General features: G+C 45.0%; 17 protein-coding genes, 1 rRNA gene and 1 riboswitch (1 of these 19 running past the window's edge). Of the genes, 9 read left to right on the plus strand and 9 right to left on the minus strand.

Annotation, left to right across the window (positions count from 1 at the left end):
* Positions 1-2: 2 nt before the first annotated feature.
* Complete coding sequence (gene argS, locus K5620_RS01955; protein ID WP_016399705.1) at positions 3-1,757, minus strand: arginine--tRNA ligase; 1,755 nt, start codon at positions 1,755-1,757, stop codon at positions 3-5.
* Between the two features lie 187 nt (positions 1,758-1,944).
* On the minus strand, positions 1,945-4,149 hold the full coding sequence (gene priA / locus K5620_RS01960; protein WP_016399704.1) for a primosomal protein N': 2,205 nt from the start codon (positions 4,147-4,149) through the stop codon (positions 1,945-1,947).
* A 240-nt stretch (positions 4,150-4,389) separates the two neighbouring features.
* On the opposite strand from priA, the gene rpmE reads away from it, so the two are divergent.
* Positions 4,390-4,602, plus strand: coding sequence for a 50S ribosomal protein L31 (rpmE, locus tag K5620_RS01965; protein WP_016399703.1), 213 nt, complete (start codon positions 4,390-4,392; stop codon positions 4,600-4,602).
* Positions 4,603-4,678: 76 nt separating this feature from the next.
* Here rpmE and K5620_RS01970 read toward each other — a convergent pair whose 3' ends face one another.
* The 3 genes from K5620_RS01970 to metJ all read right to left on the minus strand — a co-directional run bounded on the left by K5620_RS01970 (position 4,679) and on the right by metJ (position 6,445).
* A complete protein-coding gene (locus K5620_RS01970; protein WP_016399702.1) occupies positions 4,679-5,167 on the minus strand; it encodes a DUF3859 domain-containing protein in 489 nt (162 codons plus the stop codon).
* Positions 5,168-5,548: 381 nt separating this feature from the next.
* A complete protein-coding gene (locus tag K5620_RS01975; protein ID WP_246612308.1) occupies positions 5,549-5,917 on the minus strand; it encodes a hypothetical protein in 369 nt (122 codons plus the stop codon).
* A 228-nt stretch (positions 5,918-6,145) separates the two neighbouring features.
* Entirely contained in the window at positions 6,146-6,445 is a 300-nt protein-coding gene (gene metJ / locus K5620_RS01980) for a met regulon transcriptional regulator MetJ (protein WP_016399700.1), read from the minus strand.
* 152 nt (positions 6,446-6,597) lie between these two features.
* Here metJ and metB point away from each other — a divergent pair, with 152 nt between their 5' ends.
* Both metB and metL read left to right on the plus strand, forming a co-directional pair.
* Positions 6,598-7,755, plus strand: a complete 1,158-nt coding sequence (gene metB, locus K5620_RS01985; RefSeq protein ID WP_016399699.1) for a cystathionine gamma-synthase — start codon at positions 6,598-6,600, stop codon at positions 7,753-7,755.
* Between the two features lie 28 nt (positions 7,756-7,783).
* The gene (gene metL / locus K5620_RS01990; protein WP_016399698.1) at positions 7,784-10,195 is read left to right on the plus strand and encodes a bifunctional aspartate kinase/homoserine dehydrogenase II; all 2,412 of its coding nucleotides are present in this window, start codon (positions 7,784-7,786) and stop codon (positions 10,193-10,195) included.
* Positions 10,196-10,354: 159 nt separating this feature from the next.
* Here the strand turns inward: metL and K5620_RS01995 are convergent, their stop codons facing one another.
* Positions 10,355-12,424 carry an alpha-amylase family glycosyl hydrolase gene (locus K5620_RS01995; protein WP_016399697.1) on the minus strand — a complete coding sequence of 690 codons (2,070 nt, stop codon included), beginning with the start codon at positions 12,422-12,424 and terminating at the stop codon, positions 10,355-10,357.
* A 284-nt stretch (positions 12,425-12,708) separates the two neighbouring features.
* Here K5620_RS01995 and fabR point away from each other — a divergent pair, with 284 nt between their 5' ends.
* Complete coding sequence (gene fabR, locus K5620_RS02000; RefSeq protein WP_016399696.1) at positions 12,709-13,329, plus strand: HTH-type transcriptional repressor FabR; 621 nt, start codon at positions 12,709-12,711, stop codon at positions 13,327-13,329.
* A 9-nt stretch (positions 13,330-13,338) separates the two neighbouring features.
* Complete coding sequence (locus tag K5620_RS02005; RefSeq protein ID WP_016399695.1) at positions 13,339-13,677, plus strand: DUF1422 family protein; 339 nt, start codon at positions 13,339-13,341, stop codon at positions 13,675-13,677.
* A 16-nt stretch (positions 13,678-13,693) separates the two neighbouring features.
* Here the strand turns inward: K5620_RS02005 and K5620_RS02010 are convergent, their stop codons facing one another.
* Both K5620_RS02010 and trmA read right to left on the minus strand, forming a co-directional pair.
* Positions 13,694-14,152, minus strand: a complete 459-nt coding sequence (locus K5620_RS02010; protein ID WP_016399694.1) for a YHS domain-containing (seleno)protein — start codon at positions 14,150-14,152, stop codon at positions 13,694-13,696.
* Between the two features lie 118 nt (positions 14,153-14,270).
* Entirely contained in the window at positions 14,271-15,374 is a 1,104-nt protein-coding gene (trmA, locus tag K5620_RS02015; RefSeq protein ID WP_016399693.1) for a tRNA (uridine(54)-C5)-methyltransferase TrmA, read from the minus strand.
* A 146-nt stretch (positions 15,375-15,520) separates the two neighbouring features.
* On the opposite strand from trmA, the gene K5620_RS02020 reads away from it, so the two are divergent.
* The 3 genes from K5620_RS02020 to murI all read left to right on the plus strand — a co-directional run bounded on the left by K5620_RS02020 (position 15,521) and on the right by murI (position 19,733).
* The gene (locus K5620_RS02020) at positions 15,521-16,696 is read left to right on the plus strand and encodes a DUF5610 domain-containing protein (protein WP_016399692.1); all 1,176 of its coding nucleotides are present in this window, start codon (positions 15,521-15,523) and stop codon (positions 16,694-16,696) included.
* 56 nt (positions 16,697-16,752) lie between these two features.
* Positions 16,753-16,978: riboswitch (cobalamin riboswitch) on the plus strand.
* A gap of 37 nt (positions 16,979-17,015) precedes the next feature.
* Positions 17,016-18,866 carry a TonB-dependent receptor domain-containing protein gene (locus K5620_RS02025; RefSeq protein ID WP_016399691.1) on the plus strand — a complete coding sequence of 617 codons (1,851 nt, stop codon included), beginning with the start codon at positions 17,016-17,018 and terminating at the stop codon, positions 18,864-18,866.
* An 81-nt stretch (positions 18,867-18,947) separates the two neighbouring features.
* Positions 18,948-19,733 carry a glutamate racemase gene (murI, locus tag K5620_RS02030; RefSeq protein WP_016399690.1) on the plus strand — a complete coding sequence of 262 codons (786 nt, stop codon included), beginning with the start codon at positions 18,948-18,950 and terminating at the stop codon, positions 19,731-19,733.
* Here the strand turns inward: murI and K5620_RS02035 are convergent.
* The gene (locus K5620_RS02035; RefSeq protein ID WP_016399689.1) at positions 19,730-20,191 is read right to left on the minus strand and encodes an RNA recognition motif domain-containing protein; all 462 of its coding nucleotides are present in this window, start codon (positions 20,189-20,191) and stop codon (positions 19,730-19,732) included. The genes murI and K5620_RS02035 overlap by 4 nt on opposite strands.
* Before the next feature lie 610 nt (positions 20,192-20,801).
* On the opposite strand from K5620_RS02035, the gene K5620_RS02040 reads away from it, so the two are divergent.
* Positions 20,802-21,319: ribosomal RNA gene (locus tag K5620_RS02040) — 16S ribosomal RNA — on the plus strand (it continues 1,027 nt past the right edge of the window).

Here is a 21,319-nt window from a genome sequence, read left to right on the forward strand (position 1 = left end):
GCTTACATACGTTCCAGGGTTTCAATTCCTAGTAGTGATAGGCCTTGGTCAAGAACTTTGGCGGTAAGCGAGGCTAGGCGTAAACGGCTAGATTTAGTATCGGCTGCTACGTCTTCTTTAAGAATTGGGCAGGCCTCGTAGAAGGTCATGAAGGCACCCGCTAGCTCGTAGAGATAGTTACACATCATGTGTGGCATACCTTTGTTAGCCACGTTATGTACCGCATCGCTAAATTGAATAAGTTTTTGTGCTAATGCAATTTCGGCATCTTGCTCTAAGCTAATTGCTTGCTGCAAATTGGCTACATCCACTTCCGAGCGGCGAATAATTGATTGGATACGGGTATAAGCGTACTGCAAGTAAGGAGCTGTATTGCCGTTAAAGGCCAACATGTTTTCCCAATCAAAAATGTAGTCGGTAGTACGGTTTTTCGATAAATCGGCGTATTTTACTGCACCCATAGCAATCGCTTTAGCGGCTACCACTTGTTGCTCGGCATCTAAATCGCGAGATTTTTCAGCCACGATGGTTTGCGCGCGTTGCTCAGCTTCTTCTAATAAGTCCACTAACTTAACAGTGCCGCCGCTACGGGTTTTAAATGGGCGCCCATCTTTGCCCAACATCATACCAAAGGCGTGGTGCTCTAATGGAACTTCCTCTGGCACGTAACCGGCTTTGCGAACAATGTTCCAAGCTTGCATCAGGTGCTGGTGCTGGCGTGAGTCAATGAAGTACAGTACTCGGTCTGCATTAAGGTTTTGGTAGCGGTATTTAGCACAGGCGATGTCGGTGGTGGTATACAAGAAGCCGCCATCTTTTTTCTGGATGATCACACCCATTGGGTCGCCGTCTTTGTTTTTGTATTCATCAAGGAATACCACGGTAGCGCCATTATCTTCTACTGCTAAACCTTGTTGTTTTAAATCGGCTACCACGTCGTTAAGCATGGGGTTGTACATGCTTTCGCCCATAACATCGTCTTTAGTTAACGATACATTTAAGCGGTCGTAAACGGCTTGGTTATGGCTAAGGGTAATGTCTACCAGTTTGCGCCACATAGTGTTGCAGTACTCGTCGCCACTTTGCAGTTTTACTACATAGTTACGGGCACGTTCGGCAAATACTTCGTCGCTGTCGTAGCGTGCTTTAGATTCGCGGTAAAATACTTCTAAGTCGGCTAATTCAATATCGCCAGCATCGGTGCCACGCGCCTCTACTTCTTCTAGGTTGGCGATTAGCATGCCAAACTGAGTACCCCAGTCGCCAATGTGATTAGCGCGAACCACTTTGTGACCTAAAAACTCTAAGGTGCGAACAACAGCGTCGCCAATAATGGTTGAGCGCAAGTGGCCTACGTGCATTTCTTTGGCTACGTTTGGCGCTGAGTAATCCACCACAATAGTTTGGGCTTTGTCAGCAGGCTTAACGTTAGCGGTTGGCGAGCTAGCCATAGCTTCAACTTGCGACGCTAACCAATCATTGTTTAGGTAGAAGTTAATGAAGCCTGGTCCCGCAATCGCAGTTTTTTCTACCAAGGCTGAAGCCGGTAGGTTATCTACGATGAGTTGAGCCAACTCGCGTGGGTTTTTGCCCGCAGGCTTAGCAGCCATTAGCGCAAGGTTGGTGGCTAAATCACCGTGAGCTTTATCTTTGGTTCGGTCTACTTGGATACGTGGTTCGAATCCTTCAGGCAGCACCTGCTGTTGTTTTAGGGCTGTGACCGTTTGTTCCAGAAGTTGTTGAATAAGCTCTTTCATGTAGGTTGGCACCAATCTCGCGTAAATAAATTGTACAAAGCGGGCATTTTACCGACAATTTGTGACGAAAACTATCTCTTATCTGGGCTAATTAGCCTTAGTTTTGGAAGCTAGGGGAAATCACCGAAGATCCTAGGTGCTGCTTGGCGAGAGATTGATCTTTTAAGCCTTACAAAAAGCCTTAGATTTATTGCATGTCGTAAGGGTCGATATCCAGTGACCAACGTACTTTGCGGCTTAGTTTTAAGCTTTCTAGTTGAGGTAACAGGCGATAAACCAATTGGTGCAATTGCGGGCGTTGTTCGGCTTGAATCAACAGTTGCATACGAAACTTACCCGCACGGCGAGCTTGTGGCGCAGGGCAGGGCGGAAATACCCACGTTTCGCCCTGCTGTAACGGTTGAGCAAGTTGGTATAGCTGTTGGCTAAGCTCGTTAACTGCGTTGCCATCGGCAGCTTCAAAGCGAAACAGCGCCTGAAAGCTAAAGGGCGGTAGTTCGGTATCTTTACGCTCGTTTAAGGCAAAGCGAGCAAAATGTTGGTAACCGTTGTTGATAAGATCTTGCAACAGCTCGTGTTCAGGGTGGTGAGATTGCAACAACACCTTGCCCAGCAGGTTCGCTCGACCAGCTCGGCCAGCTACTTGAACGTAAAGTTGGGCTAAGCGTTCTGGCGCACGAAAATCAGAGCAAAACAACGCGTGGTCTATGTCTAATAAGGCAACCAAGGTTACATTTGGAAAGTGGTGGCCCTTGGCCAACATTTGGGTGCCAATTAATATTTGGTATTGGTTGTTGTGAATATCGTCCAGTAACTGTTCTAAGCTGCCTTTGCGGCGGGTACTGTCGCGGTCGATACGCGCCACTTTGTATTCGGGAAATATCTCCAGCAAGGCTTCTTGCAACTGCTCGGTGCCTAAACCTGTTGTTACCAAGTTGGTAGAGCCACATTTTTCACATTGGTGTGGCACGGCTTTTTGGCTGCCACAGTGGTGACAAGCTAAATGGCGAGGCTGCTGATGATAGGTAAAGTAAGCCTCACAACGCTCACATTCGCATACATGGCCACACTCATGGCACAGCAACGCAGGGGCGTAACCTCGGCGATTTAAAAACAGCATTACTTGGCGGCCAGCTTTTAACTCAATGCGCATGGCTTTAATTAGTGCTGGTGATAAACCTGAGGATAAAGGTTGCTGGCGAATATCCAGTAATTGTTGCTCGGCCAATACTGCATTACCGGCGCGTTGCTTTAGTTCTAAGTGTGAGTAACGGCCGCTTAGCGCATTGTGCAAACTTTCTAGCGATGGGGTGGCAGAGCCAAGCACCACCGGCATTTTTTCTAAGCGGGCACGCACTATGGCTAAATCGCGCGCGTGGTAGCGAAAGCTGTCTTGCTGCTTAAAAGAGCTGTCGTGCTCCTCATCGATAATAATTACCCCAGGGTTTTTCATGGGGGTGAATACTGCCGAACGCGTGCCAATAATAATGCCTGCTTCGCCTTGTTTGGCTTTAAGCCATGCGGTAAAACGTTCGGTGTCGTTTAACCCAGAGTTAATCGCATAAACCGGCACTTTAAAGCGCTCGGCAAAGCGCGCTAAGGTTTGTGGCGTTAAGCCAATTTCGGGCACCAATACTAAGGCTTGTTTACCTTTAGCAAGCACTTCGGCAATAATATTTAAATACACCTCGGTTTTGCCCGACCCGGTAATACCCTCGATAAGAAAGGCCTGAAAACTGCCAATGCTTTGATTGACTGCCGCCACTGCAATGGCTTGTTCTGCATTAAGCTTCAGCGAGGCTTGGTTGTTGGTATCGCTTTTCGACCACAGCGCTGGTGCGGGCGTAATCTCATGTTTTTCGATAAAACCTTTATCTACTAGCGCTTTAATGGCAGTACGGGATAATTCTTGTTGCTTGCATTGTTCGTCACTCAGCTGGCCATCTTCTTGCTGTTGCAAGCTGCCTAATACAACCCCTTGCTTGGGGGCGCGGGTAAAGTTAGCTAGATCGGCCGCTTTGCCTTGCTCGCTTAAACGCCACACAACAATGCTTTTAGCTTTGGCTGGCTCACCTTTGCGTAAAAGTGCCGGCAAGGCTTGGCTGATAACATCTCCTAAGCTGTGGTGATAATAAGAGCTAGCCCAATTAAGTAGCTTAAATAGGCTTTCTGGTAATAATGCTTGTTGATCGAGTGATTCACTAAATGGTTTGAGTTTATCTTCGGCAATGTCGCTATCGCTGGGGTGTTCTATTACCAAACCCACTTTTTCGCCTTTACCAAAAGGCACCTTTACCCGAGTACCAATGGCTGGCATGGGGGTGTTTGCTGGCACGCTGTAATCAAAAAGGCGACGCAGGGGAATAGCTAAGGCAACACGAACAATCGACACTAATGAATAAACTCAAGCAAAAAACCTGTCTCATTCTACTGGCAGAGCACCTTGCGGAGCAAATCAAGCGTTTGGCGAATTTTTGCCCGCTTTTTGTTGTTGGGTGCTTGCTATGCTAGGTGGCTTCTTATATGATCCGCCACCTAAAATTTATAGGCTCTGATAGAGTTGCTTTCGTATGGTGTTTGGTGTCAATTGTGGCGACCAGATGGCGATACGGCCCAAGTATTGAGGTAATCCATGAAAACTGATATCCACCCAACTTACGAAGTACTTACTGCTACTTGTTCTTGCGGTAACGTAATCGAAACTAAATCTACTCGCACTGGCGCAATGTTCCTAGACGTATGTGACAAATGTCACCCGTTCTACACTGGTAAGCAACGTAACGTTGATACCGGTGGTCGTGTTGATCGTTTCAACAAGAAATTCGCTGTATTGGGCAAAAAATAAGCCAGCCTTATTTTCGCTACACAGCAAACAAAAAGCGCCTAAGGGCGCTTTTTTTGTGTCTGGGGCTTAATAGTTTTTAGATTAAGCTAAATTGCTTTTTAGTTAGAAGTTTACCTTCATGGAATACTTCAAATAACCAGTCACCAGTAACAGCTTCCCATTTTTCTTCGATGAAGTAGAAATGACAATTACTCGTTGTCCCGTTTTTTAGTTTTAGCGTTTTACTGTATGACATCGAAGTATAGATTTTCCCGTCATCATCTATCATTTCAGGGCTGGTAATCGATTTAGTTACTTCAACCTTTTTTTGTCCAGCTTTTACTTCAAAACAATAACCAAAAGTTGTACCCACTTGAGCTGCTATCTCAGTTGTTTGCTTAGTGACTTTTCCACTCTTACCCGTTAGTACCGAATCGTTTGGCGTATTGCTTGCTGAGTATTCTCCTGTGAGACTTGATTGCCCGTAAATCCCGTAGTCGAGAATTGTTGAAGTTACTTCGGTATTTGATTCAGTACTGGCACATCCTGCTAATAGAATTAGCGCAGCTGTGTATAGCTTTTTCATGATCATCCTTGACGTTATTAACTGACTTAAAATAGAAATTTTTTTGAGGATGATAACTAACTAAACTAGAAAGTCGATTGCTTAATGTTTTGCTGAGCTTATTTTCTTTCGAAGTTAGACATACGCAGCTGAACTCATTAGCAAACGCAGTACAAACTTTCACTTCATATTTAGTGTCTCCTGAGTGTTCAGATAATGCGGGGCAACCTTTCTTTTGCTTCATTTTCTTTGGTTGTTCAAAGAAAATGACGTCGCAGTTAGGCGAAACGGGAGCGTTTAGCTAACAGATGAGAAATAAAGCAAATGGAGGCAAGCGTAGCCTTAGGTAAGATAAAGCAACAAAAGCCGCTTAATCAGCGGCTTCGTTTTATCAATTAGTACTTAGTTGTTGGCTTCTTCTCTCTGCTCTAAAGAGTGAGCTTTACCCAAAGTCCAAGTGTCATAATCTCGCAGCAAATAGAGAGCTAAGCATGCAGCGAGCATTGGCCAAGCAGCAAAGAACAATAAGTTATTAAATGGGTCTAGATACTTAGCAAATGAAGAAAATGTTGAACCAGCATGCAGTACCAATACTGCAAGGTAGGTGATGTTTTTCCATAAACCTAAGGTAAAGGCTGCGATAAAGGCCAGTTGTGCAAGCCCCATGGCAATAAGTGTATTGGTGGTTAAATTTAATCCGTAAAAGCCAGAGAACACTTTTATTGCATGCTCTGGCACAAGTACTTTATCTAAGGCCCATATTGTAAACACGAGGGCAATGCTTAGCCTTAAACATAAAAGACCAAGCGATAGTTTTGAGGCTAACTGAGGAGGGTACGACGTTTTCATCCTTTTACCTATTTTAAGTTAAGAGCCTGTTTACAGACCGGTAAGCCCTCAATTTGATTACAGTTTATGAGTAAAAGTTGGTGAAAATAATTTGTCGTACGCTGGGTTTAGGCAACAAAAAAGCCGCTCAATGAGCGGCTTCCTAGTTTCTTATTCTTCTTTATCCAATTCCGCTTGGGCGGCTTTCTCTAAGGCCGGGTCGGGCTTGTCTTTTTGCAAGTCGGCGTCGTCGGGGAGCGGCTGGCCTGTGTAGGCGTGCAAAAATGCTTCGCAAAGTAGCTCACTGTTGGTGGCGTGGCGTAGGTTATTTATTTGTCTACGGGTTCGCTCATCGGTCAATATCTTTAGCACTTTTAGTGGGATAGATACTGTGATTTTTTTTACTTGTTCGCTTTTTTTACCGTGCTCAGCGTAAGGGCTGATCCACTCACCATTCCAATCTGTAGACATTCTGCAATACACACCAAACTAAAGAGACCCTATTGTAACGGGGGAAATGCGACTTAGCAATCCAACAGCAAAGACATTTAGACGTCTAGAAGTGTTGACGTCTTTTTTGCTAGTGGTAAAGTGGCAGGATAAATTGAGGGAGTAAATCAGCAATGTCTTTAAAAGATCTACAAGCGGCTACTATAGCAGTGCGCAGCGGTATTGAAAGTGATACCCAACACGGTGCGGTAGTACCGCCTATTTATTTGTCGAGTAACTACAGCTTTGCTGATTTTAACCAAAAACGCCAGTTTGATTACAGCCGTTCAGGTAACCCTACTCGCCACATTTTAGCCGAGGCGATTGCCGATTTAGAACATGGCGCTGGTGCGGTAATTACTAACACCGGTATGTCGGCGGTTAACCTTGTTACTGCCTTGCTTGAGCCTGGCGATTTATTGGTTGCGCCGCATGATTGTTACGGTGGTAGCTACCGTTTATTCGACAGCCTAGCTAAAAAGAATGCCTTTGAAGTGGCTTTTGTTGATCAAAACGATGACGCAGCTCTAGCTCAGCTATTGGCTAAGAAGCCTAAATTGGTGTGGTTAGAGACCCCAAGTAACCCTTTGCTTCGAATTGTAGACATTAAAGCCATTGCCGAGCAAGCACATGCTGCTGGCACGTTGGTAGTGGTAGACAACACCTTTTTGTCGCCTGCCTTGCAAACGCCAATTTTGTTAGGTGCCGACATTGTGGTGCACTCGGCCACTAAATATATTAACGGCCACTCGGATGTGGTGGCCGGTATGGTGGTTGCAGCCAACGAAGAACTGGCCGAGCAATTGGCGTGGTGGGCAAACTGTTTAGGGTTAACGGGTTCTGCTTTTGATTCGTACCTTACTTTGCGAGGTTTGCGTACCCTTAAAGCACGTATGAATGTACACCAACAAAATGCCCAAGCCCTGGTGGAATGTTTGCAGCAACAAGAAGCGGTAGGCGCGATTTACTATCCTGGTTTACCAGAGCATCCTGGGCATGTTTTAGCGCAAAGCCAGCAAAAAGGCTTTGGTGCTATGTTCAGTTTTGAATTGAATTTAGAAGAAAGCCAAATGGTTAAGTTTTTAAAAAGCTTACAGTTGTTTTCTTTGGCGGAATCTTTAGGTGGCGTAGAGAGTCTAATTGCTCATCCGGCTACCATGACACACGCTGCGATGTCGGCGGAAGCGCTAGAAGAGGCTGGCATTTCTAATCAGTTATTGCGGGTATCGGTAGGCTTGGAAGATTCGCAAGATTTAGTTAATGATTTACAGCAGGCCTTTGCCCAACTGTAGTTTTACCAGCGTTGTAGAGAGGTAAGTCATGTCGGTAAATAGACATGTGCATAAATTTGGTGGCAGCAGCTTAGCTGATGCAGGGTGCTTTAAGCGGGTGGCGGCCATTGTGGCCGAGCATACCCAAGCACAGGATTTAATTGTGGTATCGGCAGCGGGTAAAACCACTAACCGTTTAATCAATATTATTGAGTTGGCTAAACAGGCCGATAATGCTGCAGCCGATGCGCTAACCGGTTTAATTGAATTCCAAAGCAAGTTGGTGAATGAGCTTCTTGATGAAGCCGCTGCCAAACTGATCCTAACAGCGCTTGATGGCGAACATCACCAAATCGCTAGTATTCTTGAAGGTGAGCTTACAGCCTTTACCTGTAATGAAGTATTGTCTTTTGGCGAGCGTTGGTCTGCACGTTTATTAGCTGCTTTGTTAAGTGCTCAAGATTGCCAAGCCGAGTGGTTAGATTCTCGCCAGTTTTTTAAAGCGGAGTTATCTACTCAACCGCAAGTAGATGTTGCGCAAAGTACACCGTTATTAGCTAAATGTTTAGCTGAAAAAGCCGCTTGCCGTATAGTGGTAACGGGGTTTATTTGTAGTGATAGTGAGCAGCGTACCGTGACTTTAGGTCGCAACGGCAGTGATTACTCGGCTACCGAGTTAGCCGCCTTGGCCGATGCAGTGTCTACTACGATTTGGAGTGATGTAGCTGGTATTTATAGTGCTGATCCACGTTTAGTGAAAGATGCGGTATTGCTCGAAAACCTTGCGTTGAATGAAGCTGCAGAATTATCGCGAATTGGTACCTCGGTATTGCATGCGCGCACCTTAGAGCCACTGGCGCGCTCTCGCCAAAAAGTGAACTTGCGTTGCAGCTACGCTCCCAACGATGGACAAACCTTAATTCACCGTAAGGGCGCAAACAGCCACAGCGCTAAAATTGTTACCTCGGTAGACAATGTGGTATTGCTGGAGCTTACTTTTACCGAAGATTTTTCTCACAATGCCACCGCGTTGTTAGAAGCTTTGGCCTGTAGCCATTTAGCACCTGCTACTCGCCATAAACATAGCGAAACCGGTTCTTTACGTATGGCTTACACCTGTGAGCTTGTGGATGAAGCCTTAGCAAAAATAGACCAACTGGCGAGCCAATTTCATATCCAAAAAATTGAACGTAGCGAAGGTTACAGTTTAGTGGCTCTAGTGGGTGCGGGCGTGTGTGATAACCCGCAGCAGTGTTACCAGTTTTTTCAGCATCTGGCTGAACAGCCATTAGAGTTTATTCACTCTAGTGCTGATAAATTAAGTTTGTGTGCGGTGGTGAGAAAAATCACCTTAGAGCCGCTATTAAAAGACTTGCATAGCCACTTATTCAAGCAAAAAACCAAGTTGGGTTTGGTGGTATTTGGTAAAGGTAACATCGGTAGCCAGTGGCTTGAGTTGTTTAGCCAGCAACAGGCTAAGTTGGAGCAGCAACATCAAATTGAGTTGTGTTTGGCGGGTGTGTTTTCTAGTAAAGCTGGCCATTTAGATTTTGCTGGCTTAGCGCTTGAGCAGCTAAACAGCAGTGAGGCCGATACTGCACTTATTTGGCCAGAGATATTTGATAAGCTAAAGCGTCATCCCTATGACGAGCTTGCTGTGTTAGACATTACCGCTAGTGAGGCATTAAGCGCTTATTATGGTGAGTTTGCTCGACATGGTTTCCACCTTATTACCACTAACAAGCATGCAGGGGCGAGTGAGCAAGCTAATTATTCAGCCTTGCAGCAGGCCTTTAGTGACCATGGTGCGCAATGGTTAAGCAACGCCACAGTAGGGGCGGGCTTGCCAGTGCAAAAAAGTATTCAAAGTTTGCGCGACTCTGGCGATGAGATTCATACTATCTCAGGAATATTTTCTGGTACCTTGAGTTGGTTGTTTCAACAGTACGACGGAACAGTGGCCTTTTCTGAATTGCTCGCCGATGCCTTAAATCAAGGTCTAACCGAGCCAGATCCTCGCGAGGATCTTTCTGGGAAAGATGTGCAGCGCAAGTTGCTTATTTTAGCTAGAGAGGCGGGGTTACAGTTGGAGCTAGCCGATATTGCGCTTAGCTCTTTAGTGCCAGAGCATTTAGCGGCCTTAACGGTAGAGCAGTTTTTAGACTCGATGAGCGAGCTAGACCAAAGCATGTTAGAAGCCTTTAATGACGCTAAACGTCAAGGCAAAGTGATTCGTTTTCTAGCCAAAGTGAATCAAAAGGGAGAGGCTGAAGTTGGCTTATCGGCAATTGATGCACTTCATCCTTTTGCTAACCTTAAACCTTGTGACAATGTGTTTGCCATTGAGAGCTTATGGTACAAGCAAAACCCTTTGGTGATTCAAGGGCCAGGCGCGGGCAGAGAAGTGACAGCAGGGGCTATTCAAGCTGATTTAGTTAGCCTTTGTAAAAGCCTTAAATAAGCTGATGTTGGATAAAAAAAGGCCTCTTAAACTAAGAGGCCAAATAGGATATTAAGGGTGTTTACAAACGCTTGAAGGTTGCTACCTTCACTCTAGTTTTAAGGGTTGCTAGAAAACCTTCCGCACAAGAAAAGGTGGCATGAAGCCACCCCTCAATTTTTACTCACACTTGCTTACCATCATTGTGCCAGCAGCTGACACAGGATCTGCATTGTCAATTTTAAGGCTATAAACGTACTTACCTGCTTCAGGAATCGTTACGTTCATTTCTTTACCAGAGCCTTCAATGCGTGATACTGGGAGTGTTGTTCCTAATACAACAGTTTGACTCGGAGTCGACACTTCGAAACGCTTAGTACTGTCGTCACTCCACTCAGCAACTGCGTATTTAAAGCCAAAGGCTGTATCACTAGGCTCATCAAATACCAATTGATAGAGGTTGTTACCTTTGTAGTTTAGTTTGTGAGAATCGACCGCAGCCCAGCCGTTGTGAGAACCACGAGCAAATACATCTTCGCCGATTGGCCCAACTTCACTTGAATCAGGTAGGGTACAATCTGCTAACTCGCCTTCTCCCACAATGCCGCCTGTATCTGGGCCTTCTGGAGAAGGATCTACAACTTCTAAGAAGCGAGACTCTAGGGCTCCTAATGTGATTTCATATTCACCAGAAGCTTGAGAAATAAGGGCATCGCTAACTAAGTCTTTCAGGTCGCCATTGCTACCAATTTGCGCATCGCTAACGGTAACAGTTTTGGCTGAAGTGCTAGTATTGGCTAGGAATAATACTACGTTATCTCCAGACAACTTGTGGTCAAAATAAACATTGACTGCTTCGTCGGTAACGATTGCAGTGCGTTCGCCTTTATATAAGGCTGGGTTTTCTGAACGAATTTGCATTAGCGTTGATATGTAGTCACGCAAATCTGCTTGCTCAGTATTAGCTGTAAATATATCACCGTTGGTTCGGGCGCCAGTTGGCAAGCCTTCAACTTTTCCGCTGTTTCGAGCTACGTGGTCATCACACAAACCAACTGCTGCACAGGTAGTGTTGTCTTCTTGGTCGGCAAAGCCAGGTACTTCATCGCCAATTTCTTCGCCATAGTAGAAAGTAATTGGTCCTGAATAGGCAGCCAAAAACGCATTTGCTGCTTTATGTCGTAACCAGTATTCTGATTCATTCGGTTCTGCGATGTTGCCGCGCTGTTGTAAGTCGCCTAAGCGAACTAAATCGTGGTTAGAGATAAAACCATTAGGAACGGCGTGTTCAGGGTAAGCAGAATGTGTGCTAAATACACTGGCTAGGTTGCCCGCGCTGTGATTATTGCCGCCACTTTCTTCCACAGCATAAGACTGAACAATGCGGTATCGACCTGGGAAATCAAAGGCTGAGCATAAACCGGGCTGTTCTGTTGTTCCATAAGCCTGTTCTGCAATTTCAGATTCACCTCTCCAGATTTCGGCAACTAGGTAGCCCATAGGATTAACAGTTTCGCCATTCATGGTGTAGGTGGTTGCTTTAGATGCATCTTCAACCGCTTTACGAATTTCGCCCCATGCACCAACAGGTACTTGATAAGCTTGGTCTAGACGCCAGCCATCGATACCCAGTTCTGTTACCCAGTAGCTAGCAACTTCTTTATAAAACTCAAGGGTATCGTTATCGGTACCTGGGTAGCTAACAGGGTTATCAGAGCCTGAAGGCGTTAAGCCATTTGGAGAAGGAGTTACATTGCCTTTATGGTGACCAAATACGCCATCAAAGATTACGTACATGCCACGCGCATGTGCTTCATTTACTAATGTGCGAGCTTGCTCTATGGTGCCAAAGTTAGGATCGATGGCGAAGTAATTACGGGTAAAGTAACCGGTAGCATCTAGCTTGCTATCGCCTTCTGAGTCAAAGATAGGCGTCATCCAAACGGCATTCATGCCTAAGCTTTGGATGTAATCAAGCGAGTCAATAATACCTTGCAGGTCACCTTTGTGGTGGCTAGTACCGTAACCGTCGTTGTAGTCGTGGTTTGAATCACCATCGATAAACGCTTCGGTCATCACTTGATAGATGCGCAGTTCTTTGGCTTTTTCATAAATTTCAGCATCACAAGCATAAGCTTGGTATTCATAATCAGGTGTTCCGCCGTTGCCGCCGCCATCACCGCCGCCACCGCCACAAGCACTTAAACCAAATACTACTGCCATTGAGATGGCGCTCTTGGACCAATTCATTATTCATCCTTGCTAAATACAACTTATATGAGCTCAGTTAATCACAGCGTCTGTAGACTAGATACTTGATAGCGTTTTCAGATTGATGGAAAATTGACCCAGCTCGCATCTTTCGTTTAATTGAGAATATTGTTTTTTTATGAAATGGTTTTCATTTTGATTATTCTGTTCAAGAAACGATTCATGGTTAAAAACTTGGTTTGTGAGGATTTGCATTGTTCGATTTGGGTTTTTTACTACTCACGGTATGATAGCCCTACAAATAGAAAGAAAGTGGCAGGTTTATGAGTGGCGTTAGGGCCCAGCAAAAAGAGAAAACACGTAGAGCAATTATTGATGCTGCGTTTAGTCAGCTAAGTGCTGAACGTGGTTTGTCGAGCTTAAGTTTGAGGGAAGTGGCTAGGGAAGCGGGTATTGCACCCACTTCTTTTTATCGTCACTTTTCCGATATGGAAGAACTGGGACTAACCTTAGTAGATGAAGGTGGATTAACCTTACGCCAGCTTATGCGCCAAGCGCGCCAGCGCATTATTGCCAGTGGTGGCAGTGTTATTGGCACCTCGGTAGAAACCTTTATGGAGTTTGTTTATAACAATCCTAATGTGTTTCGTTTGTTGCTGCGTGAGCGTTCAGGGACATCTCCGGCTTTTAGGGCCGCTGTGGCGCGGGAGATCGCCCATTTTATTGCCGAGCTTACCGACTATTTAGAGCTGCAATATCGCTGCCCGCGAGAGGATGCGCAAATGCAAGCCGAGGCAATGGTGATCATTGTTTTTAATGCTGGAGCATCTGCTTTAGATTTAGCCGAGTTTGATCGCCAATTGTTGGCCGATAAAACCATTAAACAGTTACGCATTGTTGCCAAGGGAGCGGCACTCTACAATCGCTCGGAAGCCTTAAGTTAAGAGGTGAATATGAAGGTAAGAAAATCGCTGCTATTGCTAGCTTTTATTGCAGGCTTATGTGGTAACGCCAGCTTGGCCCTGTTTACGGTGCCTGAGTTAAAGTTTTCGGTGTTTCCAATCATTGCCTTTGTACTGGCCATTATGCAGCTGTACCACTTATATACTGAGAAAGACTTAAGTGAAGACTCACCCTTAATGAGTGTAGCCGCCTTTTTGCTGGGCGCGCTGGGTTATTCGGCCATGTTGCGTGCTCAGTTCCCCGACATCGGTAGCAACTTAGTATTGCTAATCATCTGTTTGTTTATTGGCTTATGGTTGATGTTTAAGTTAGGTGGCTTTAAACGCTAAGGTTTGAATTTTTAAGTTATTGTAAAGCCTGCTTCCATGCTAAATCGGCCTGTTGTTGGTAGGCTTTCCAATCTCCTTTTAACCAGCGTTGGCGACCTTTTTCTGCAAAAAATAGATGCAGTTGGTTATCAAAAAATTCCCACACTTGGCCATCGGTTGCAATTAAGCCCTCGCCTAAAGACAGCGCATTGGCACAAAATCCGTTGTATTTAGCTTGGTAGGTCTCGGGACTAGCCGCAAATTTGTCGGCGCTTTGTTGACTGGCAAACTGCCAGTTTGCCTCTTTCCACCTCACGGTATACTTTTTATTGCCCTGCTGAATGTTGCGATTGGCTTGTTCTTGAGCAAGTTGGTAACTGGTTATGTCGATTCCGCCTATGGCTTTGTCGCTCCAAAAGCTGGTGCTTACCGGCTCATTGGCAAAGCTGCTTAAACTGAATATCAAGCAAGTGGTGGCAAATATAGTCTGTTTCATAATCTTCCCTAGATGCTGAGTAAGCCATAAATGGAGACCGTGCTTAGCAGAGCACTATTTCAAATAGTAAAAAGCCGCGTCAATTAACGCGGCTTTAAGTTGCGGGTGAATACTTGTGCTAGCGACGCTGCAGGTACATGCCTACTTCGATGTGGTCGGTATAGGGAAACTGGTCAAACAGCGCCCAATGGCTAATTTTGTGAGTACGGCTTAACTCACTTAAATTGTCGTAAAGTGTATTAGGATTACACGAGATATAAACAATGTTGTCGTAGCCTTGCACCATGCCTAAGGTAGCATCATCTAAACCCGCTCGTGGTGGGTCTACCAAAATGGTATCGCATTGATAGGTTCTTAAATCAACATCTGCTTCTTTTAGGCGGCGGAACTCGCGCTCACCTAACATGGCTTGAGTAAATTCTTCTGCCGACAAACGAATGATTTTTACATTGTCGATGTTGTTATGTTTAATGTTGTATTGCGCTGCTTCAACCGAGGGTTTGGCGATTTCGGTGGCTAACACGCGATCGAAGTTTTTGGCTAAGGCTAATGAGAAGTTACCATTGCCACAATACAGTTCTAGCAAATCACCTCGGCTATCGCTGGTGGCACTTTGCGCCCATTCCAACATATGTTGATTTACTATTGCGTTAGGTTGAGTGAAGCTGTTTTCTATTTGCTGGTAAATAAGTTTTTCACCATTAACAGTAAGTACTTCATCTACTCTATCTTGGTCTAAGCACATTTTTTGTTTACGTGAGCGACCAATTAGCTGAATGGAAAACTGCTTGCTTAGCTCTGCTTTTAGTTTTTCGGCCTCTAAGCGCCATGCCTCGTCGATAGGCTTGTGGTAGAGCATGCTTACTATCACTTCGCCGCTTAAAGTAGATAAGAAGTCCACTTGAAACAGTTTGTGGCGCAGCAGCGGATTTGGTTTTAGCTGCTCAACTAAAATTGGCATAAGCTGGTTGATGATTTCGCTAGCCGGAGGAAAGCTGTCTACTCTAAATTTTTGTTTGGTTTGCTGATCAAACATTATGTAGAAGAGATCGTCACCTTCATGCCACACTCTAAACTCGGCACGCATTCGATAATGTTTCGTCGGTGATGCAAATACACTCGGTTGAGCAGGCGAAAATTCGGCAAACTGCTCTAAGCGTTTTGCCACTTTGTCGGCCAATAGTTGTTGGTACTGTTCTGGGTAGTATGCAATAGCGCTCATGGCCGTTCCTCTGTTCTAGCAAGCAGCGCAATTTAAAGGGGCGTGGCTTGCTTGTCCAGTTTATCTACAATAATAGTGATAATATTTCTAAAGTTTTAATTTTGGTCGCCGATAAGCTGTGACTAGGGTAAATCCGTGGAGGCTTTATGAACGAACTGAATGGCGTGGGCAAAACCCCCGTACAACAGTATGCCGAGCGCTTGTTGCAGCAGTCGGCACCGACGATTGAGAAACGCAATAACTTGGCTGATGACAAGGCAAGCTTAAACCAACAAGGTGCGGTAGCTAGCCATGTGTTATTAAGTTCTATTGAAAAACATACCTTGTCTATGGCAACGGGTGGAGTAAGCCTCCCTAAACCCCAGCAAGTGAGCGTGTTTGATGCTGAAGAAGTCGCTCGAAACGTGCTTAATTTTGTTGCCAGTTCCCTGCATAGTGCTAAACAGTCGGGGATGTCGGAAGATAAGCTTGCCGAAATGATGGCCCAAGCCCGAAAAGGGGTAGATATGGGTTTTGAAGGTGCCCGTGAGGAACTTAGTGATGCGGGTATTCTTAATGAAGAGTTAGAAAAAGGCATCGATAAGAGTTATGACCTAATTCAAGAAGGTTTAGAAAAGATTGAAGAAGGTGATTACGAAATTCAATCTGCTCCTCTTTATAGCCAACTGGCAATGTCTAGTTCGCAATCCGCCACTATGGAGTTAGAAACAGCAGAAGGCGATAAAGTCACTATTAGCTATGGCTCGCAATTAGCCGCCAGTTATAGTGAAGGGCGTTCTTCTATCCAAGCCTCTTTTTCCTCGCAGCAACAATTCAGCTTTTCGGTTGAGGGTGACCTTAATGGTGATGAATTGGCGGCAATTGCAGATTTGATTAAACAGGTTGATGAGGTTGGCCAGCAGTTTTTCTCGGGCGATTTAGATAAAGCCTTTGATCAAGCCTTAAATATTGGTTTCGACGAACAGCAGCTAGTTGGCTTTGCGGTTAACTTTCAGCAACAACAAAGCGTAGCGGTTACGCAAGCCTATCAACAAGCTAATGACAAATCCTCTGGTGGCTCTGAGCTGGTACCAGACTTAAGTGAGTTTTTGAGTTCTTGGCAAGATATTCAAGCCAAGGTGAGTGCTTTGTTTGCTCAACCTGAATCTGCCACCGAAACGCTATTGGCTGGAATACTGCCTATTTCTAGCCCTAGCGACGAAGAAAACAAACAAGCAGATGTAGAACGCTTTAAAGGTTTTGCCGACCGCATGGCTGAAGCTTTGGCGATGTTTAACAACACACCTGCTACTGCGAATAACGCAGCCGACAACATTAGTTAATTTCAAGTTGGGTAAAAGGGCGGCTTTTTGTGCTATCAATCACATTAAGCCTCGCTTATAATCTCGCCCGCTGTGGTGCTTGCGTAGTAAATACTCAAGCTTAATAGGGAATCTGGTGCAAATCCGGAACTGACGCGCAGCGGTAATGAGGAACGAAAGCTCAAGGATTGGCCTTTTCCAAGGATCTCCAGACACTGTTTGTATCGCCAAACGGGAAGTCGCAGCCGTAGTACAAGTAATACGCCTCTAAGTCCGAATACCTGCCACATCGCACATGCTTATAACAGCAAAGTACTACGCGACGATTAGGATTACATCGATGAAGAAGTTCATATTACTGGCCGCAGTAGCGCCAGCTTTTGGCTATGCCCAAGAAACCCAGCAAGCACCCCAAACAGAACAGCCAGCTACTATGGTTGTTACCGCCAACCGCATGGAACAAACCGAAGCCAGTGTTATTGCGCCACTTACTGTGGTTAGCCGTAGCGAAATTGAAAGCAGCGGCGCTCAAGACATTATTGATGTGCTAAGTCAGCAAGTGGGTATTAGCGTTACCCGTAATGGCGGTAAAGGACATACCGAAAGTGTGTTTATTCGTGGTACCAGCTCGGCACAATCTTTGTTTCTTATCGATGGCGTGCGAATCAATACTGCTACAAATGGCGGCGCGCAGTTGTCATTACTACCTTTGGAGTTTGTTGAGCGTATTGAGATTTTACGTGGTGCGAGAGCTTCGATTTACGGCGCCGATGCCGTAGGCGGGGTAATCAATATTATTACTCGCCCTAGTTTTGGCAGCGAGTATCACGGCTTGAAAGCTGCAGTTGGTACTCAAGAAACTGTGAAGCTTGCCGCTCGTGCAAGCGGACAACTAGATGATGCTACTCAGTACAATGTTATTTTTAGCAAAGATAAGAGCAATGGCTATGATATTCGTCCACAAGATAACTTAGACGAAGACTATGGCTACGATACCTTTGGAGGATTGTTAAGCTTGGATCATGAATTCAACCAAGCTTGGCGTGGACGAGTATTTTTACTCCTAAATGATAGCGAGTCCGAATTTATTCAAGGTGGTAAAGCTTTAACCAAGCACAAGCAGACCGTTTACGGTGCTAGTGTTAATTACGCTCAAGACCGAATCAATAGTGAGTTCGCATTAAACTCCCAACAAGACCAATCGGATACAGCTCCAGCCGATAATTTTGTTGATCCCCAGCGCTATTCTACAGAACGAGTTGCTGCTAACTGGCTACTGGGCTACCAACTTAACCAGCAATGGTTATTGCAAGGCGGGCTTGATTATCAAAAAGATGATATTTCTGGTACAAGCTTGATTTATCAACAAGAAAGCCGAGATAACAAAGCGGCCCATATTGGTACGCGAGCAGACTACGACCAGCATACTCTCGAGGGTAGCTTACGTTATGATGATAACGAACATTACGGTGACCACACTACCTATAACCTAGGTTGGGCTTGGCAGTTCCAACCGTCAATGCGCTTTAATGCATTGCATGGCACCGCCTTCAGAGCACCAACTTTTAACGATCTTTACTACCCAGGTAGCGAAAACCCTAGTTTAAAAGCAGAAACGTCAACTAATAGTGAGTTGGGCTTAGAGCTTAATTTACTGCAAAGCCAATGGCAGCTTAATGTATTTCGTAATGACGTGGATAATCTTATTGCTTGGGGGTGTGTAGCGCGTTGTGATAACGACTACACTGGAACGCCTGATACATGGCCATTATGGACACCAGACAATGTAAGTGATGCGCGCATTCAGGGTATCGAGTTCCAAGGTGAGTTTTCTACAGCTTGGGTAAACCATAGGGTAATTGTAGAGTTTTTAGATCCAAAGGATCGTAGTACCGATAAAAACTTGATTCGCCGTCCAGAGGAGCAAGTTAAGTATAAAGCTGATATGTATTGGCAGAGCCTGCAAGTTGTCGTCGATTTTCTATGGCGCGGAGATTCGTATGAAGATGCAGCAAATACTACAACCATTGATAGCCATTCAATTTGGGATTTAAGTGCTAACTATAAGTTTGCTAGCGGGTTACGTGTTGATGCGAAACTACGAAATGTATTTGATAAGCAGTACTCAACAGTAAACGACTACCAAGCACAAGGTCGTACCTTTGAGTTGGGCGCAAGTTACCAGTTTTAAGGTTTACGCTTTAACATAGCTCTCAGCCCTAGCTTTGGTTAAACTAGGGCTGAATTATTTTAAAGGCTTATTGGTAGAGTAATGCACGTTCTTGTTTTTGATTCTGGTGTGGGTGGTTTATCTGTTTTAGAGCAACTGCAGCAGCGAAATCCTAATATGCAATACAGCTACTTGTTCGATAACCTTTATTTTCCCTATGGGGAGTTAGACGACCAACAACTGATTACCCGTGTGGTCGAACTGCTTACTAAGGCAGTAAATAAGTTTAACCCCGATCTGGTGGTTGTGGCGTGTAATTCTGCCAGTACCTTATCCCTTCCTTCTTTGCGCGAAACTCTCTCCATACCAATAGTTGGCGTTGTGCCTGCGATAAAATCTGCTGCGAACAAAAGCATCACTCGCCACTTTGGTGTTTTGGCGACTCCCGGTACCGTAGAGCGCAGTTATACTGAACAACTTATTGCAGACTTTGCTAAAGATTGTCGCGTTGAGTTACTCGGTTCTACATTATTAGTGCAATTGGCAGAACAAAAACTAGCAGGTGAATCTATAGCGCTTGAAGATGTAAAGCAGGCGTTAGCATCGTGGTTATTGTTTGATGATCTAGATTGCGTGGTATTAGGTTGCACACATTTCCCCTTATTAAAGGATGAAATCCAGCAAGTATTGGGTGAGCGAGTATGTTTGGTTGACTCCGGCGCCGCGATAGCCAATCGTGTACACAGTTTGCTATCAACTAACGAAGCCTTGAATCTAAGCCAAAAAAAAGCGGAAGCTCATGCTTACTGCACTATGCATCCCGCTAATTCTTCGTTGTTAAAACAGCTACAAGCTTACCAACTAAGTAGCTTGCAACTATTTACTTAGGCTTCTTTACGCTCATTCGCTTCACGAACCTTTAAAGTGCGTTGTTGAAACTCCTGTTCGTTTAGGGCTTCAACTGCTTTTGGTGCATCTTTAGCTGCCATTTCAACAAAACCAAAGCCGCGACGTTTACCGGTTTGCTTATCTTTCAATAAACGCACTGATACTACTTGGCCGTAATCTGAGAATAATTTGCGAATAGCTGACTCGTTTGCCCGATAAGGCAGGTTACCAACGTATAGGGTTTGTGTTTCCATACCGTCGGATGATTCATTCGTTGATGAACTTGCTGGTTGTTCGTCGCTAGTAGCACCGTTAGAACTTAACAATACGATGGCGCCGCCAACAATTACTGCTATAGATAGGTATAAAGGCTGTAGTGGAGCGACTGCGGCAGCCACAAAATAGGCAGCAACTGCTACCGCTATAAGTATGACAACAGATAAACTGGAATTTTTCATAATAAATTCAATGCTCAATGTATTCAGAATAATGGAAAGCAATTTTTTAACAAAATTGCGACATCATGGTAGCCAGCTTTTTGCCGATAAGCTAGAAAATGTACAATTTCTCTATCAGAAACTTGCTAAATGACACAATTACTTTTAATTCATAGGCTTGTTTAGTCGCGAACTTGCTTTTCTGTGGATAAGTTTGTGGGTATTTTGTGGCTTAGTTGGGGGTTAATTATCAATTCAAAATTAATTGTGATTTTCTTCAAAAAACGCTTGCGCCGCGGGAATCGATCCCTATAATGCACCTCCACTGACACGGCACGCAGCGCGCTAAAGCGAAGCAAGGCTACGTCAAGGTTAGCAAGGCCTAGGGCTGAGTTAGCCGGTTGAAAAACTTCTTCTTAATTAATATTAAAAAGCGGTTGACAGCCACAGAGGAAAGCGTAGAATGCGCACCTCGCTTCGGCAAGAAGCAACGCTCTTTAACAATTTATCAAGCAATCTGTGTGAGCACTCACAGGACCTTAAGCGAAAAAATTAAGCTTAAGTGAACTGGAGTCTTGCACTGTAAAACACAGTAATAATTTCAGTTTTTAACTTTGAGCGAAAAAACTTTTGATTGAAGAGTTTGATCATGGCTCAGATTGAACGCTGGCGGCAGGCTTAACACATGCAAGTCGAGCGGTAACAGAGAGTAGCTTGCTACTTTGCTGACGAGCGGCGGACGGGTGAGTAATGCTTGGGAATATGCCTTTACGTGGGGGACAACAGTTGGAAACGACTGCTAATACCGCATAATGTCTTCGGACCAAAGGAGGGGACTCTTCGGAGCCTTTCGCGTAAAGATTAGCCCAAGTGGGATTAGCTAGTTGGTGGGGTAATGGCTCACCAAGGCGACGATCCCTAGCTGGTTTGAGAGGATGATCAGCCACACTGGGACTGAGACACGGCCCAGACTCCTACGGGAGGCAGCAGTGGGGAATATTGCACAATGGGCGAAAGCCTGATGCAGCCATGCCGCGTGTGTGAAGAAGGCCTTCGGGTTGTAAAGCACTTTCAGTCGTGAGGAAGGGGTAGTAATTAATACTTGCTATCTTTGACGTTAGCGACAGAAGAAGGACCGGCTAACTCCGT

The organism is Agarivorans albus, from assembly GCF_019670105.1.
Taxonomy (GTDB): Bacteria; Pseudomonadota; Gammaproteobacteria; order Enterobacterales; family Celerinatantimonadaceae; genus Agarivorans; species Agarivorans albus.

Coding starts and splice junctions, on each gene's coding strand:
- K5620_RS01995 (WP_016399697.1), bottom strand. CDS start 12,424: ATGAATTGGTCCAAGAGCGCCATCTCAATGGCAGTAGTATTTGGTTTA.
- fabR (WP_016399696.1), top strand. CDS start 12,709: ATGAGTGGCGTTAGGGCCCAGCAAAAAGAGAAAACACGTAGAGCAATT.
- K5620_RS02010 (WP_016399694.1), bottom strand. CDS start 14,152: ATGAAACAGACTATATTTGCCACCACTTGCTTGATATTCAGTTTAAGC.
- K5620_RS02020 (WP_016399692.1), top strand. CDS start 15,521: ATGAACGAACTGAATGGCGTGGGCAAAACCCCCGTACAACAGTATGCC.
- metJ (WP_016399700.1), bottom strand. CDS start 6,445: ATGTCTACAGATTGGAATGGTGAGTGGATCAGCCCTTACGCTGAGCAC.
- argS (WP_016399705.1), bottom strand. CDS start 1,757: ATGAAAGAGCTTATTCAACAACTTCTGGAACAAACGGTCACAGCCCTA.
- murI (WP_016399690.1), top strand. CDS start 18,948: ATGCACGTTCTTGTTTTTGATTCTGGTGTGGGTGGTTTATCTGTTTTA.
- metL (WP_016399698.1), top strand. CDS start 7,784: ATGTCGGTAAATAGACATGTGCATAAATTTGGTGGCAGCAGCTTAGCT.
- K5620_RS02025 (WP_016399691.1), top strand. CDS start 17,016: ATGAAGAAGTTCATATTACTGGCCGCAGTAGCGCCAGCTTTTGGCTAT.
- trmA (WP_016399693.1), bottom strand. CDS start 15,374: ATGAGCGCTATTGCATACTACCCAGAACAGTACCAACAACTATTGGCC.
- metB (WP_016399699.1), top strand. CDS start 6,598: ATGTCTTTAAAAGATCTACAAGCGGCTACTATAGCAGTGCGCAGCGGT.
- K5620_RS02035 (WP_016399689.1), bottom strand. CDS start 20,191: ATGAAAAATTCCAGTTTATCTGTTGTCATACTTATAGCGGTAGCAGTT.
- K5620_RS01970 (WP_016399702.1), bottom strand. CDS start 5,167: ATGAAAAAGCTATACACAGCTGCGCTAATTCTATTAGCAGGATGTGCC.
- K5620_RS02005 (WP_016399695.1), top strand. CDS start 13,339: ATGAAGGTAAGAAAATCGCTGCTATTGCTAGCTTTTATTGCAGGCTTA.
- rpmE (WP_016399703.1), top strand. CDS start 4,390: ATGAAAACTGATATCCACCCAACTTACGAAGTACTTACTGCTACTTGT.